The sequence below is a fragment of the Acidimangrovimonas pyrenivorans genome (assembly GCF_042643245.1).
Classification (GTDB): domain Bacteria; phylum Pseudomonadota; class Alphaproteobacteria; order Rhodobacterales; family Rhodobacteraceae; genus Acidimangrovimonas; species Acidimangrovimonas pyrenivorans.
This window is the reverse complement of record NZ_JBHRSK010000012.1, coordinates 1-15,003: the sequence shown is the minus strand read 5'-3', so window position 1 is coordinate 15,003 and position 15,003 is coordinate 1. Positions and strand designations below refer to the sequence as shown.

Below are 15,003 nucleotides of genomic sequence, written 5' to 3'. Positions count from 1 at the left end.
CGGCCGCGCTGATCGGCATCGGCCCGCCTCAATGGATCGCGAGATCGGCGCCGGAGATCTCGGCCGCGGCGGCGAGCGTGGCGACGAAATCGCGCAGGCCCGCCGTCCAGGCCGCCTTCTCCAGCGCTTCGGCGATCCGGGGGCGGACGGTCTCGTAGGGCAAGGGCGCGCCCTCGGCCGCCGCGTCGAGGCGGATGATATGCCAGCCGAAGCGGCTGAGCACCGGCGCCGCCGTGATCTCGCCCTCGGTCAGGCTGCGCAGCGCGGCCTCGAATTCCGGCACCGTGTCGCCGGGGCCGAGCTGGCCCAGCAGCCCGCCCTCGCCGCGCGAGGAACAATCGCTGTTCTCCTCGGCCAGCCGGGCAAAGCCCTTCGGCGCCGCGAGGACTTCCTTTGTCAGAGCCCGGGCCCGCGCCTCGGCCGCTGCGCGCTGATCCTTGTCGCGCGGGTCGCAGGCGATCAGGATATGCGCGGCCTCCCATAGCGGCGGGGCGCGGAACCGGTCGGGATCGCGCGCCCATTCGGCGCGGATCGCGGCCTCGTCCGGCGCCGCCACCTCGATCGCCTCATCCAGCAATGCCCGCAGCCGGGCCTCCTCTTCGGTCTCGCATTGCCCGGGAGCGATCTCCTCGGGATCGGCCTCGATGCCGCGCCGCTCGGCCTCCTGCAGCAGCAGCGCCCGCACCGCCAGGGCATGCGCCGCCTTGCGCCAGGCATGACCGGGCTTGTCGGCCGGGGCGTCGTGGTGCTGGGCCTCGGCGGCGATCGCCGCCGGGGGGATTTTCTGGCCGTTCACGACCACTTCGGGAAACAGGGGCTTGTTCATGGCCCTACTCCGCCAACGAGGGCGCGCGCGGCCCGGCCGGGGCCGCCTTGGCCGAGGCCACCTTCGCCCGCGCGATCTCGGCATCGCTATGCGACGGCAGCGGCGTGGTCCGGCGCGAGCGCACGATCTGGTAACCGGGGCGCCAGAAATAGCGGACCGGAACCGAGAGCATGTGGACCAGCCGGGTGAAGGGGAACAGCAGGAAGATCGTCAGCCCGCAGACGATATGCAGCTTGAAGATCAGTGCCACGTCGGCGATCTGCGCCGCCGCGTCCGGGCGGAAGGTCAGAATGCCCTGGGCCCAATGCATGAATTTCAGCATCTCGTGGCCGTCGAGATGCCGGGCCGAGGCGAAGATTGTGCTGACGCCGAGCAGCAGCTGCAGCAACAGCAGCCCGAGGATGCCGATATCGGCGACCGAGGAGGTCTTGCGGATGCGCGGGTCGGTCCAGCGGCGGTGGAACAGCATGCCGCCGCCAATGAGCGCCATCACCCCGGCGATGCCGCCGACCGTCATCGCGACGACCTGCTTGAAGGCATGGCCGATGCCGAGCGCGTCGATGATCCAGACCGGCGTCAGCAACCCGGCGACATGGCCGACCAGGATGGTCAGCACGCCGACATGGAACAGGATCGACCCCAGCACCAGCTGCTTGCGGCGCAGCAGCTGGCTCGACGAACTTTTCCAGGTGAAGGGGTCGCGCTCGTAACGGGCGATCGAGCCGAAGATCATCACGCTGAGCGCGATGTAGGGGTAGATGCCGAAGAAGAAGTTGTTCATCTGAGCCTCCGTCATTCCGCCGCGGTCCGGGCGGGGCGCGTTTGGGGCGTGTCCATCCGCGCGAGCATGTCGCGCACCTGCGGGCAGCCGGCATTGGGGTCGGGACCGAAGGTGACCTCGGTCTCCTCCCAGAGCGCGTCGAGCTGTTCGAGATCGTCCGGGTCGTCCTCGGGCCGCTCGAGCAGATGGGCGACCGCGCCGGCATCGGCCCGCGCCCCGACAAGGTGGAGAACAAGGCTGAAGACCGCCGAATAGGCGCTTTCGCGCATCACCAGCCGGGCCTCGAGCGCGGCGAGGATATGGGCGGCATCGGCCAGGATCTCGGTCACCTCTTCTTCCGGCCGCAGCGACAGGTATTCCAGCAGCACCGGCAGGTGGTCGGGCAGCTCGGTCGTCGCCGGCTCGAAGCCGCCGGCGCGGTAGGTTTCCAGCAGGCTGACCATGGCGCCGCCGCGGTCGCGGCTCTCGCCGTGGACATGCTCGAACAGGTTGAGCGACAGGCTGCGGCTGCGGTCGAACAGGTCGACGTAACGCGCCTGCAGCGCGTAGATGTCGCCCACCTCGAGCTCGTGCAGCAACGGCCTGAGATGGCGCCGCAGGATGTCGGTCAGCCGGCCATCGCGGGTCAGCACGGTGCAGAGTTCGGGCAGCGCCTGCTGCAACTCCTCGGTCGGGTAGCTGAGCAGCAGCGACAGGGTTTTCAGGGTCTTGTCCATCACTGTACCTCCTGCGGCATCTTCAGTGGCCGCTTCTGGCCGCCGAAGAGCGAGCCCTTCGACATCCCGGTGGAGCAGCTGTTGCAATCGGTAAAGCCCTCGCCGGTGCGGATGTCATAGGCGTCCTCGACCTGCTCTCGGTGGGTCGTCGGGATCACGAAGCGGTCCTCGTAATCGGCCAGCGCCATGATCCTGTACATCTCCTCGATCACCCGGCCCGAGAGGCCGACACGCGCGGCGATGCCCTCGTCGATGACGCCGTCCACCGTCTTGGCCCGCATGTAGGCCCGCATCGCCAGCATCCGTTCCAGCGCATTGGCGATCGGCGCCTCGTCACCCGCCGTCAGCATGTTGGCGAGGTAGCGCAGCGGGATGCGCAGGTTGCGCACGTCCGGCATCGCGCCGTCCATGCCGATGGCCCCGGCCTCGGCCGCGTTCTGGATCGGGCTGAGCGGCGGGATGTACCAGACCATCGGCAGCGTCCGGTATTCCGGGTGCAGCGGGAAGGCGACCTTCCACTCCATCGCCATCTTCCAGATCGGGCTGTTCTGCGCCGACTCGATCCACTCCTCGGGCACGCCGTCGGCCCGCGCGGTCTCGATCACCACCGGATCGTGCGGGTCGAGGAAGACATCGAGCTGGGCGTCATAGAGCTGCTGTTCGGTCGGCGCGTTGGCGGCCGCCTCGATCTTGTCGGCGTCGTAGAGGATGACGCCGAGATAGCGGATGCGGCCGACGCAGGTTTCCGAACAAACGGTCGGCTGGCCGGATTCGAGCCGCGGATAGCACAGGGTGCATTTCTCGGATTTGCCGGTCGACCAGTTGTAATAGACCTTCTTGTAGGGGCAGCCCGAGACGCACATCCGCCAGCCCCGGCATTTCTCCTGGTCGATCAGGACGACACCGTCCTCCTCGCGCTTGTAGATCGCGCCCGAGGGGCAGGAGGCGGCGCAGGCCGGGTTGAGGCAATGCTCGCACAGCCTCGGGAGATACATCATGAAGGTGTTCTCGTATTCGCCGTAGATCTCCTTCTGGACGCCCTCGAAATTGTAGTCCTGCGACCGTTTCGCGAATTCGCCGCCCAGGATTTCCTCCCAGTTCGGGCCCTTCTCGATCTTCTCGATCCGCTCGCCGGTGATCTTCGAGCGCGGCCGGGCGGTCGGGAAGGCGTCGGTCTGCGGTGCGTTGGCGAGGTGGGCATAGTCGAAATCGAACGGCTCGTAATAGTCGTCGATCTCGGGCAGGTCGGGATTGGCGAAGATGTTCGCCGCGATCCGCCATTTCGAGCCCTGGCGCGGGATCAGCTTGCCGCCGCGGGTCCGCCGCCAGCCGCCGTTCCAGCGTTTCTGGTTTTCCCAGTCGGTCGGATAGCCGGTGCCCGGCTTGGTCTCGACATTGTTGAACCACGCGTATTCGACGCCGTCGCGGCTGGTCCAGACGTTCTTGCAGGTCACGGAGCAGGTGTGGCACCCGATGCACTTGTCGAGGTTCAGCACCATGCCGATTTGCGCGCGCACTCTCATTCTGCGGCCTCCTGTTTGGCCGGCTGGTCGAGCCAGTCGATCTTGTTCATCTTGCGGACGACGACGAATTCGTCGCGGTTGGCGCCGACGGTGCCGTAGTAGTTGAAACCCCAGGACAGCTGGGCGTAGCCGCCGATCATGTGGGTCGGCTTCAGCGTCGCGCGGGTCACCGAGTTGTGGATGCCGCCGCGCAGGCCGGTCTTCTGCGAGCCGGGCGTGTTGATGATCTTCTCCTGCGCGTGATACATGAAGACCGTGCCTTCCTTCATGCGCTGCGAGACGACCGCCCGGGCGGTGAGGGCGCCGTTGGCGTTGTAGGCCTCGATCCAGTCGTTATCCTCGATCCCGGCCTTCCTGGCGTCGACCTCCGAGATCCAGACCACCGGCCCGCCGCGGTTCAGCGTCAGCATCAGCAGGTTGTCGGAATAGGTCGAGTGGATGCCCCATTTCTGGTGCGGGGTGATGAAGTTCAGCACGACATGCTTGTCGTCGCCGGCCAGCACCTCCTGTGTCACCGTCTTGAGGTCGACCGGCGGCCGGTACGAGACGAAGCCCTCGCCGAAGGCCCGCATCCACAGGTGATCCTGGTAGAGCTGCTGACGGCCCGACAGGGTACGCCACGGGATCAACTCGTGGACGTTGGTGTAGCCGGCATTGTAGCAGACCTCCTCGCTCTCGATCCCCGACCAGGTCGGCGACGAGATGATCTTGCGCGGCTGGGCGGCGATGTCGCGGAAGCGGATCTTGGTGTGCTCCTGCCCCTCGGCCAGGTGCTTGTGGCCGCGGCCGGTGGGCTTTTCGAGCGCCCCCCAGGCCTTGACCGCCACCTCGCCGTTGGTCTCGGGCGCCAGCATCAGGATCACCTCGGTCGCGTCGATGTCGGTCTCGATCTTGGCGCAGCCCTTGGCCGGGCCGTCCTGCCAGACGCCGTTGAGCCTGCGCAGCTCCTCGACTTCGACCTTGGTGTCCCAGCCGATCCCCTTGCCGCCGTTGCCCAGCTTGTCGAGCAGCGGCCCGACGGCGACGAAGCGGTCGTAGATCGCGGTATAGTCGCGCTCGACGGCAACGTAGTTCGGCGCTGTCTTGCCCGGGATCAGGTCGCATTCGCCCTTCTTCCAGTCCAGCACGTCGGGCTGGGCCAGCTCGCCCGCCGTGTCATGCAGGATCGGCGCCTGGACGATGTCGGTTTCGACCCCCAGCACACCCTCGGACACCTGCTGCAGCTTCTTGGCGATCGCCTTGAAGATCTCCCAGTCGGATTTCGACTCGTAGGCCGGATCGACCGCCGCCTGCAGCGGGTGGATGAACGGGTGCATGTCGCTGGTGTTGAGGTCGTTCTTCTCGTACCAGCTTGCCGTCGGCAGGACGACGTCCGAGTAGACCGCCGTGGTCGACATCCGGAAGTCGATGCAGACCAGCAGGTCGAGCTTGCCCTGCGGCGCCTCGTCGTGCCAGACGGCCTCTTTCGGCTTGGCCCGGCCCTCTTCGCCCAGGTCCTTGCCGATCACGCCGCTGTCGGTGCCGAGCAGGTGCTTGATGAAATACTCGTGCCCCTTGCCCGACGAGCCGAGCAGGTTCGAACGCCAGACATAGAGGTTGCGCATCCAGTTCTCGGGCGCGTCCGGGTCCTCGCAGGACATCTGCAATTCGCCCGACTTGAGCTTCTCGGCAACGTAGTCCTTCGGCTCCATCCCGGCGGCCTTGGCGGCCTTGGCCACTTCGAGCGGGTTGGTCTTGAGCTGCGGCGCCGAAGGCAGCCAGCCCATCCGCTCGGCCCGGATGTTGTAGTCGATCAGCGAGACGTCCCAGTCGCCCTCGGGCGCGGTCGGCGACAGGATCTCGCCCGCCCCCAGCGTCTCGTAGCGCCACTGGTCGGTATGGGCGTAGAAGGCCGAGGTGCCGTTCATCTGCCGCGGGGGCCGGTTCCAGTCGAGACCGAAGGCCAAGGGCAGCCAGCCGGTCTGCGGGCGCAGCTTCTCCTGGCCGACATAGTGGCTCCAGCCGCCGCCGGACTGGCCGACGCAACCGCACATCACCAGCATGTTGATGATGCCGCGGTAGTTCATGTCCATGTGGTACCAGTGGTTCAGACCGGCCCCGAGGATGACCATCGACTTGCCCTGGGTCTTCTCGGCATTGGTGGCGAATTCGCGCGCCACGGCGATGATTTTCTCGGCCTTCACCCCGGTGATCTTCTCGGCCCAGGCCGGCGTGTAGGGCAGGTCGTCATTGAAGTCGTGGCTGACCCAGTCGCCGCCGAGGCCGCGGTCGAGCCCGTAATTGGCGCAAAGCAGGTCGAACACCGTCGCCACCAGCGCCTCGGAACCATCCGCCAGACTGACGCTGCGGACAGGCACATTGCGGGTCAGCACCTCGGGGTGCTCGCACTTGACGAAGGTCCCGGTCGCCGCGCCGCCGAAATAGGGGAAGTCGACGCCGACGACATCGTCGTGATCCTCCTCGAGGATCTGGCTCAGCCGCAGCCTGGTCCCGGCGCTGCCGGCGCGCTCCTCGAGGTTCCACTTGCCCTCTTCGCCCCAGCGGAAGCCGATCGAGCCGTTGGGCACGACCATGTCGCCAGCGGCTTCATCATAGGCCACGGTCTTCCAGTCCGGGTTGTTGGTCTCGCCCAGCCCCTTGGCCAGGTCGGCGGCACGCAGCATCTTGCCGGGCAGATAGCGGCCGTCCCTTTCATCCAGCCGCACCAGCATCGGCATGTCGGAATAGCGCCGCGCGTAATCCTCGAAATAGGCGGCCTGCCGGTCGAGGTGATACTCGCGCAGGATCACGTGGCCCATCGCCATCGCCAGTGCGCTGTCGGTGCCCTGTTTCGGGTTGAGCCAGATATCGCCGAACTTGGAGGCCTCGGAATAGTCGGGGCAGATGACCGCGGACTTGGTGCCGCGATAGCGCGCCTCGGTATAGAAATGGGCGTCGGGCGTCCGGGTCTGCGGCACGTTCGAGCCCCAGATCAGCAGGAAACCGGCATTGTACCAGTCGGCCGATTCCGGCACGTCGGTCTGCTCGCCCCAGGTCTGGGGGCTGGCCGGCGGCAGGTCGCAATACCAGTCGTAGAAGGACAGGCAGGTGCCGCCCATCAGCGACAGGTAGCGGGCGCCGGCGGCGTAGGAGACCATCGACATCGCCGGGATCGGCGAGAAGCCGAAGACCCGGTCGGGGCCGTATTTCTTCGCCGTGTAGGCGTTGGCGGCGGCGGCAAGCTCGGTCGCCTCGTCCCAGCTGGCGCGGACGAAGCCGCCCTTGCCGCGGTTGCGCGTGTATTCGGCGCGCAGGATCGGGTCGGCCTGGATCGCGCTCCAGGCCTCAACGGGCGCCAGCGTCTTGCGCTTCTCGCGCCACATCCGCAGCAGCGAGCCGCGCACCATCGGGTGCTTCATCCGCGCCGCGGAATAGAGATACCAGCTGTAGGAGGCGCCGCGGGCGCAGCCGCGCGGCTCGTGGTTGGGCAGGCCCGGCCGGGTGCGGGGATAGTCGGTCTGCTGGGTTTCCCAGGTGACGATCCCGGACTTGACGTAGATCTTCCAGCTGCACGACCCGGTGCAGTTCACCCCGTGGGTCGAGCGCACGATCTTGTCGTGGCGCCAGCGGTTTCTGTAGGTGTCCTCCCAGTCGCGGCTCTCGCGGGTCACCTGTCCGTGGCCGTTAGAGAAGCGTTCCAGTTCCTTCGACTGGAGGAAGTTCAGTCTGTCGAGCAGGTGGCTCATGTCGGTCTCCTCGGGGGGTGGGGCGCGCGCCGCTGCGGACGCGCCGCCGTCATGTCGTCAGCACGGGGTTTTGGCGCCCTTGCGGGTGTAGAAGGCCCAGGTCACCCCGACGCAGAGCGCGTAGAACAGCGCGAAGCACCACAGCGCGGCGGCGGGTCCGCCGGTCAGGGCGATCGAGCTGCCATAGGCCTTGGGGATGAAGAAGGCGCCGTAGGCGGCGATGGCGCTGGTGAAGGCGATGATCGCGGCGCTCTCGCGCTCGGACTGTTTCAGGGTCGCGGCCTCGTCCAGCTGCGGCATCAGCCGCGGCACTTCCTGGCGCATGATCGTGGGGATCATCTGGAAGGTCGAGGCGTTGCCGACCCCGGTCAGGAAGAACAGCGCCATGAAGCAGGCGAAGAAGCCCCAGAAGCTGCCATGGCTGTCGCCCAGGGGAAGGAACTGCAGCACGCCCAGCACCGCGACGATCATGCCGAGGAAGGTCCAGAAAGTGACCCGGCCGCCGCCGAACCTGTCCGAGATCCAGCCGGTGCCGGCCCGGCTCAGCGCGCCCACCAGCGGGCCGAGGAAGGCATAGGCAAGGACGTCGACCTCGGGGAACTGGGTCTTCATCAGCAGCGGGAAGCCGGCGGAATAGCCGATGAAGCTGCCGAAGGTGCCGGTGTAGAGCAGCGACATCACCCAGTTATGCTTGCGCTTGAGGATGATCGCCTGGTCCGACAGGCTGGCCTTGGCATCGGCGATATCGTTCATGCCGAACCAGGCCGCCAGCGTGCTGAGCACGATGAAGGGCACCCAGATATAGCCGGCGTTCTGGACCCAGAGCTGGCTGCCGTCGCTCAGCGTCTGGGCGTCGCCGCCGATCGCGCCGAAGACGCCCATGGTGATGACCACCGGGACGACGAACTGCATCACCGAGACGCCGAGGTTGCCCAGACCGGCATTCAGCGCCAGCGCGTTGCCCTTGGTCTTCTTGGGGTAGAAGAAGGCGATATTGGCCATCGACGAGGCGAAGTTGCCGCCGCCGAAGCCGCAGAGCAGCGCCAGGATCAGGAAGGTCAGGTAGGAGGTGTCGGGATTCTGCACCGCCATGCCGATGCCGACGGCGGGCAGCAGCAGCGAGGCGGTCGACAGCGTCGTCCACAGCCGGCCGCCGAAGATCGGGATCATGAAGCTGTAGAAGATCCGCAGCGTCGCCCCCGACAGGCCCGGCAGCGCGGCGAGCCAGAAGCGTTCGCCGACCGAGAAGTTGAAGCCGATGGCGGGCATCTTGGCGACCACGACCGACCATACCATCCAGACGCTGAAGGCCAGAAGCAGGGCGGGGATCGAGATCCAGAGGTTGCGGGTGGCGATGGCATGGCCGCGGCTTGCCCAGAATTTCGCATCTTCGGGGCGCCAGTCGGTCAGGGTATGGCCGTGCTGCCCGATATTGGTGTTGGTCGTCGCCATGAGACTGTCTCCTGTGGCGTGGCTGTGGGGGCCGGGCCTGCGCGGCCCGGCGCTGTTGGATTACTCGGCCAGGTGGGCGCCGCGCGGGGCCTCGGGCCGCGGGGCGGCGCCGGCTTCCGGCCGGGTCAGCGGCGCGTCCGGCACGTCGGAGAGGAACTTCTCCGCGGCCAGGGCGGGGTGGCGGCGGCGCTCCATGCGGCGGATGGCGACGTGCATCCACACCGTCGAGAGCGCGACGATGGCGAACATCAGCATGAAGGGCGCGGTCCAGATGCCGGTGGTGTCGAGCAGGATGCCGAAGCAGATCGGCAGCACGAAGCCGCCCAGCCCACCGATCATCCCCACAAGGCCGCCGACGGCGCCGACATGGTGCGGGTAGTAGACCGGGATGTGCTTGTAGACCGCCGCCTTGCCGAGGCTCATCATGAAGCCCAGCAGCACCGTCAGGGCGACGAAGACGCCGACCGAGAGGCCGAACTGGAAGCTGATCGGGGCGTGGATGCCGGCGACGGTATAGCTGGTCTGCGGGTAGCTCAGGATGAACAGCACCGCCAGCGAGACCAGGAAGGTCAGGTACATGATGGCGCGGGCGCCCCAGCGGTCCGACATCCAGCCGCCCAGGGCCCGGAACACCGAGGCCGGCAGCGAGTAGAGCCCGGCGAAGACCCCGGCGGTGGTCAGCGGCAGCCCGTAGGCGCCGACATAGTAGCGCGGCAGGAACGAGGCCAGCGCGACGAAGCCGCCGAAGACGAAGAAGTAATAGGTCGCGAAGCGCCAGACCTGCATCTTCTTCAGCGGCGCCAGCTGTTCCAGCGTCGAGACGGCGCGCTTGCCGCTCTGCCGCCGGGCGCTCTGCTCGGGGTCGGTCTTGGCGAAGACGGCGAACAGGATCGCGGTGGCCGCCAGCACCACGGCATAGACCTTGGCGGTGCCCTCCCAGCCCAGCGCGACGACAAGGAAGGGCGCGGCGAAGTTGGTCACCGCGGCGCCGACATTGCCGGCGCCGAAGATGCCCAGCGCGGTGCCCTGGTGCTCCTTGTCGAACCAGCGCGAGGTATAGGCGATGCCGACGATGAACGAGCCGCCAGCCAGCCCGAGGCCGAGCGCGGCAATCAGGAAGATCTCGTAGGTATGGACCGAGGTCAGCAGCCAGACGCAGATCGCGGTGATCATCATCTGCAGCGGGAAGATGACCCGGCCGCCGAACTGTTCGGTCCAGACACCGAGGAAGATCCGGCTGACCGAACCGGTCAGGACCGGGGTGGCGACCAGCAGGCCGAACTCGGTATCGTTGAGGCCAAGCTCGCCTTTGATCCTGACGCCGATGATCGAGAAGATGGTCCAGACAGCGAAACAGACGGTAAAGGCGAAAGTGCTCAGGCCGAGCGCCCTTGCCTGGTCTGATCGCGTGACGCCGTCGAGGGTGTGCATTGCCGTGCCTCCGGACTTGAGGATTATGTGCGTTCCCGTTTGGTTGCCTCAAGACTGGGGGGAGCCGGGTTGAGGAAGAGTTGACCCAGATCAAGAAAATCTAAAATGGCAATGAAATAAGTAGCTTAGAGAAAAATGTCGGGTTGGGGCGAAGCATTTTGCAGCCGCAGCATCGAAGAAAGTCGCCGGCCCGATTGACAATCCGCCCGCCCTCGCTTGATAAATGTCAAGCGATGAGGGGAGGCCCACGATGAGAGCCGACGACATCCCGGAGATTCGGCAACTGCCGCTGTTCGCCGACATGGAGCAGGGCAATTTCGAGACACTGATCCGCGGCGCCTATGTCCAGACCTTCCCGCCGCAGATCGAGCTGATCACCGAGGGCGACCGCTCGGATTTCCTCCATATCGTGATCGAGGGCAGCGTCGAGCTGTTCGCCTCCTGGAACCGGAACGAGACGGTGATGGCGACGGTGCGGCCGATCTCGACCTTCATCCTCGCCGCGACGATCAAGGACGCGCCCTACCTGATGTCGGCCCGGACGCTGGAACGGTCGCGCGTCGTGCTGCTGCCCTCGGGCGACGTGCGCAAGGTGTTCGAATACGACAACGCCTTCGCCCGCGCCGTGGTGACCGAGCTGGCGCAGTGCTATCGCGGCGTCGTCCGCCACGCCAAGGAGCTCAAGCTGCGCAGCTCGATCGAGCGGCTGGCGAATTACATCCTGCGCCATGCCCATGGCCGGACCACCTTCGATCTGGGGATCGAGAAGCGGCGGCTGGCCTCCTATCTCAACATGACGCCCGAGAACCTGTCGCGGGCGATCCGGGCGCTGCAACCCTATGGCGTCAGGATCGACGGCGCACAGGTGACGATCGAGTCAGCGGGTGATCTGGACCGCTTTGCCAAGCCGTCCCACCTGATCGACGATCCCACCGGGTGAAATCTTCCAAGCAATTGGAATAACGCAATTTTGCACGCAGACTAGGGCGCTTGTTATCGGATAACACGGCCCTGATATTGCCTGTCAGGCGGCCCCGGCCCCAGATCGGTTGCGTCGCGATTGCCCGCCGCAGTCGCCCAATCGATTCCGAAGGAGTTCCCAGATGATCCGCAGCCTTGTCCCGCAGACCCGAATGCTCATCGGCGCCACCGTCGCCCTGTCGATGGCCGCCGGCCTTGCCGCGCAGCCGGCGCAGGCCCAGAACGGCGACATCGCCAAGGGCATCCTGATCGGCGTCGCGACCGGCGTCGTCGTGCACGAGATCGCCAAGGACCAGCGGCGGCGCCAGGTCCAGCAGCCGATCGTGGTCAGCCAGCCGCATTACGAGCGCCACTACTACGAGCGGCGCGAGCGTCACCACGTCCGCTATGTCCCGGCGCCGCGGCCGACGCCGATCTCGCCGACCCACCGCGCCTTCAACAGCCAGGACCGGCAGCTGCGGGTGTCGATCCAGTACGAGCTGATGCAGCGCGGCTACTATGCCGGCACGCTCGACGGCGTCTGGGGGCCGCGCACCCGGCAGGCCGTGTTCGACTATGCCCGCGGCCATGACGACGTGGCCCGGTTGACCACCGTCGAAGGCTCGAACCGGGTCTTCTCGGGCATCCTGCGGCGCAACTGAGCGCCGCGCCGGGGGGCGGGCGGCGTGAGGCCATGGTCGGCCGGGCGGGCGATGCCGAAAGGCTGTGCCGGGGGTGAATCGCGGGCAGGTTTGTGTTCGGGCCGAAAGGCGTGCAAGGTCGCGCCGCGGCCCGGGCGCTGCCCGCGCAGCTCGGGGCCCGCTTGACCAACGGAAGGAACGACCATGGCCCACGCCCTGCCGAACGCCGCCACGCCCGCGACGGCGCCGGAGCGCCCCAACCGCCCCGATCTTGCCACCGACGCGATCCGCAGCGCCCGGGAAGACCTTGCCGCCTGCTTCCGCATGGCCGCCCGCAACGGCTTCGAAGAGGGCATCTGCAACCACTTCTCGGCCGTCGTGCCCGGGCATGACGATCTGTTCATCGTCAATCCCTACGGCTACGCCTTCCGCGAGATCACGGCCTCCAAGCTGCTGATCTGCGACTTTCACGGCAATGTCGTCGACGGCGACGGCACGCCCGAGGCGACGGCCTTCTACATCCATGCCGAGGTCCACAAGCGGGTGCCGCGGGCCAAGGTCGCCTTCCACACCCACATGCCCTATGCCACCGCGCTGTCGATGACCGAGGGCGAACCGCTGGTCTGGGCCGGGCAGACGGCGCTGAAATTCTACGGCCGCACCCTGGTCGACAGCGCCTATAACGGCCTCGCCCTCGACCATGCCGAGGGCGCGCGCATCGCCGAGGCGGTCGGCGATGCCGACATCATCTTCATGAAGCATCACGGCGTCATGGTGCTGGCCCCGACCATCGCCGAGGCCTGGGACGACCTCTATTATCTCGAGCGTGCGGCCGAGGTGCAGGTGCTGGCGATGGCGACCGGGCGCAAGGTTCTGCCGGTCGCGCCCGAGATCGCCCAGGCGACCTATGAGCAGATGCGCGAGGGCGACGCCGAATCCGCCCGCCTGCACCTGCAGTCGATCCGCCGGCAGATGGATGCCGAGGAACCGCAATACCGGCTCTGAGCCTCCGGGCGAGGCGCGGCGCCGGCTGACCGGCGCCCCGCCCCTGAAACTCTTACGCGGCGAGGCGCTTCGCCGGGCGCCGGCCCCGGTTCCGCCGGCGCGACCGCTGCTGGCCCGACGGCTTGGCCTTCGCCTTGCCCTCGGGTGCCGGAGCGCCCTTGGGCGGCGTGCCGCCGGCCACCGGAATCCGCCGCCCCATCACCTTCTCGATCGCCAGCAGCTCGCCATGCTCCTGCGGCGCGCAGAAGGCCACGGCCGAGCCCTCGCGCCCGGCCCGCGCGGTGCGGCCGATGCGGTGGACGTAGTTGTCCGGCACGTTGGGCAGATCGAAATTGTAGACGTGGCGCACCTGCGGAATGTCCAGCCCGCGGGCGGCGACATCGGTGGCGACGAGGATTTTCAGCTCCTCGTCACGGAACGCCTGCAGCGCCCGCGTCCGCTGGCCCTGCGACTTGTTGCCGTGGATCGCGGCGGCGGCGAAGCCCTGGCTTTCCAGCGCCTTGCACAGCCGGTTGGCGCCGTGCTTGGTACGGGTGAAGACCAGCGCCAGCTCGCTGCGGTGACCGTCGAGCAGCCCACTCAGCAGCCGCGCCTTCTCCGACTGCTCGACGAAATGCACGGATTGCTCGATCTTGTCGGCGGGCTTGCCGGGCGGCGAGACCTCGACCCGGACCGGATCGGTCAGGTAGGCGGTCGACAGCTCGGCCATCTGCTTCGGCATCGTCGCCGAGAACAGCAGCGTCTGGCGCTCCTTCGGCAGCAGTTTGGCGATCCGGCGCAGGGCGTGGATGAAGCCGAGGTCGAGCATCTGGTCGGCCTCGTCCAGCACCAGGTATTGCGTCTGGTCGAGCCGCACGGCGCGGCGGTCGAGCAGGTCGATCAGCCGGCCCGGCGTCGCGATCAGCAGGTCGGTGCCGCGCTGCAGCCGGTTGATCTGGCCGGTGATGCCGGCACCGCCGACCACGAGGCCGATGCGCAGATGCGTGCCTTTCAGGTAGGTGGCGAGGTTGTCGCGGATCTGGCCGGCCAGCTCGCGCGTCGGGGCCAGGATCAGGCCACGCACCGTCTTCGGCTCGGCCGGGGTGCCGATGCGCAGCAGGGCGTCGGCGATCGGCAGGCCGAAGGCCGCCGTCTTGCCGGTGCCGGTCTGGGCCAGGCCCATCACGTCGCGCCCGGCCATGGCATGGGGGATGGCGTCTTTCTGGATCGGGGTGGGATCGGTGATCCCGGCTTTGGCCAAGTTGGCCAGGAGGCTGGAGCGCAGCCCCATCTGTTCGAAGCTCATATCGTCGTCCTACAGGGCAACGGCGGTCGGCCGGTGCCACGAATTATGCGCCGCCGCTCCGAACGAGCCGGCGGTCGCGATCTGGGGGCGCGGCACACTGACCGGGGGCCGGATTGCCCTCTGGCCGTCGCCGCGGCGGCCCCTTGCGTGGGGAGGAACCTGTCAAGCGAGATAGTCCATGTCATCGGGGCGATGCCCGGGGCTGCTCACGCGGCAGAGGATATCTCGGGCCTGACATGGGCCCCGGCAGGCGAAAAGTCAACCACCTGGCGCAGGGGCGCCCGAGGCAGCAGCCACGGCGGCGCCCTGCGACCGCGGCCGTTTCGGCGCCCTGACGGCGAGGGGCCCCGGCCCGGTGTCTGCCCGCCCGGGGCCCGGTCGGCAGGCAATGCGATGTGCCCCCGGGCATCGCGGCAGCCGCCACGCCGCGACTCCACCCCGCATCCGGATATAAACCCTTTCAATCCGGAAAGGTTTTCGCGCATTATCGCCCGGCGCGCCGAAGACGCGCCTGAACGGAAAACGGAAGGACCACCGAATGTTGCTCAGGGGAAATCCCGTGAACCGCCTAGACCATGGGTTCGCACGTCTGCCCCTCGCGCATCCTGCGAGTGTTCCGTGACCGGCGTCGCGCACCCCCGGGCCTTGCTGCGGGCGC

The 15,003-nt window shown here is 67.5% G+C and carries 11 protein-coding genes; 3 read left to right on the top strand and 8 right to left on the bottom strand.

The window, feature by feature from the left end:
* Positions 1 to 28: 28 nt before the first annotated feature.
* Genes ACFOES_RS14795 through ACFOES_RS14765 form a run of 7 tightly spaced genes read right to left on the bottom strand, consistent with a single transcriptional unit; the run spans position 29 to position 10,454 of the window.
* The gene (locus ACFOES_RS14795; protein ID WP_377834083.1) at positions 29 to 826 is read right to left on the bottom strand and encodes a peptidylprolyl isomerase; all 798 of its coding nucleotides are present in this window, start codon (positions 824 to 826) and stop codon (positions 29 to 31) included.
* 4 nt (positions 827 to 830) lie between these two features.
* Positions 831 to 1,607: a respiratory nitrate reductase subunit gamma gene (gene narI / locus ACFOES_RS14790; RefSeq protein WP_377834082.1), complete on the bottom strand. Its 777-nt coding sequence runs from the start codon at positions 1,605 to 1,607 to the stop codon at positions 831 to 833.
* Positions 1,608 to 1,618: 11 nt separating this feature from the next.
* Positions 1,619 to 2,323: a nitrate reductase molybdenum cofactor assembly chaperone gene (gene narJ / locus ACFOES_RS14785; protein WP_377834081.1), complete on the bottom strand. Its 705-nt coding sequence runs from the start codon at positions 2,321 to 2,323 to the stop codon at positions 1,619 to 1,621.
* Complete coding sequence (gene narH / locus ACFOES_RS14780; RefSeq protein WP_377834080.1) at positions 2,323 to 3,846, bottom strand: nitrate reductase subunit beta; 1,524 nt, start codon at positions 3,844 to 3,846, stop codon at positions 2,323 to 2,325. The genes narJ and narH overlap by 1 nt, the downstream gene beginning before the upstream one ends.
* Positions 3,843 to 7,571 (bottom strand): nitrate reductase subunit alpha, encoded by a 3,729-nt coding sequence (locus ACFOES_RS14775; protein WP_377834079.1) that lies wholly within the window; start codon positions 7,569 to 7,571, stop codon positions 3,843 to 3,845. The genes narH and ACFOES_RS14775 overlap by 4 nt, the downstream gene beginning before the upstream one ends.
* A gap of 57 nt (positions 7,572 to 7,628) precedes the next feature.
* Positions 7,629 to 9,023, bottom strand: coding sequence for a NarK family nitrate/nitrite MFS transporter (locus tag ACFOES_RS14770; RefSeq protein WP_377834078.1), 1,395 nt, complete (start codon positions 9,021 to 9,023; stop codon positions 7,629 to 7,631).
* Positions 9,024 to 9,083: 60 nt separating this feature from the next.
* A complete protein-coding gene (locus ACFOES_RS14765; protein ID WP_377834077.1) occupies positions 9,084 to 10,454 on the bottom strand; it encodes an MFS transporter in 1,371 nt (456 codons plus the stop codon).
* Between the two features lie 250 nt (positions 10,455 to 10,704).
* Between ACFOES_RS14765 and ACFOES_RS14760 the strand changes: the two genes are divergently transcribed.
* From ACFOES_RS14760 to ACFOES_RS14750, 3 genes are all read left to right on the top strand, one after another.
* Positions 10,705 to 11,394 carry a cyclic nucleotide-binding domain-containing protein gene (locus ACFOES_RS14760; RefSeq protein WP_377834076.1) on the top strand — a complete coding sequence of 230 codons (690 nt, stop codon included), beginning with the start codon at positions 10,705 to 10,707 and terminating at the stop codon, positions 11,392 to 11,394.
* Between the two features lie 163 nt (positions 11,395 to 11,557).
* Entirely contained in the window at positions 11,558 to 12,076 is a 519-nt protein-coding gene (locus ACFOES_RS14755) for a peptidoglycan-binding domain-containing protein (RefSeq protein ID WP_377834075.1), read from the top strand.
* 183 nt (positions 12,077 to 12,259) lie between these two features.
* Entirely contained in the window at positions 12,260 to 13,060 is an 801-nt protein-coding gene (locus ACFOES_RS14750) for an aldolase (protein ID WP_377834074.1), read from the top strand.
* 52 nt (positions 13,061 to 13,112) lie between these two features.
* Here ACFOES_RS14750 and ACFOES_RS14745 read toward each other — a convergent pair whose 3' ends face one another.
* The gene (locus tag ACFOES_RS14745; RefSeq protein ID WP_377834073.1) at positions 13,113 to 14,345 is read right to left on the bottom strand and encodes a DEAD/DEAH box helicase; all 1,233 of its coding nucleotides are present in this window, start codon (positions 14,343 to 14,345) and stop codon (positions 13,113 to 13,115) included.
* Positions 14,346 to 15,003 lie beyond the last annotated feature (658 nt).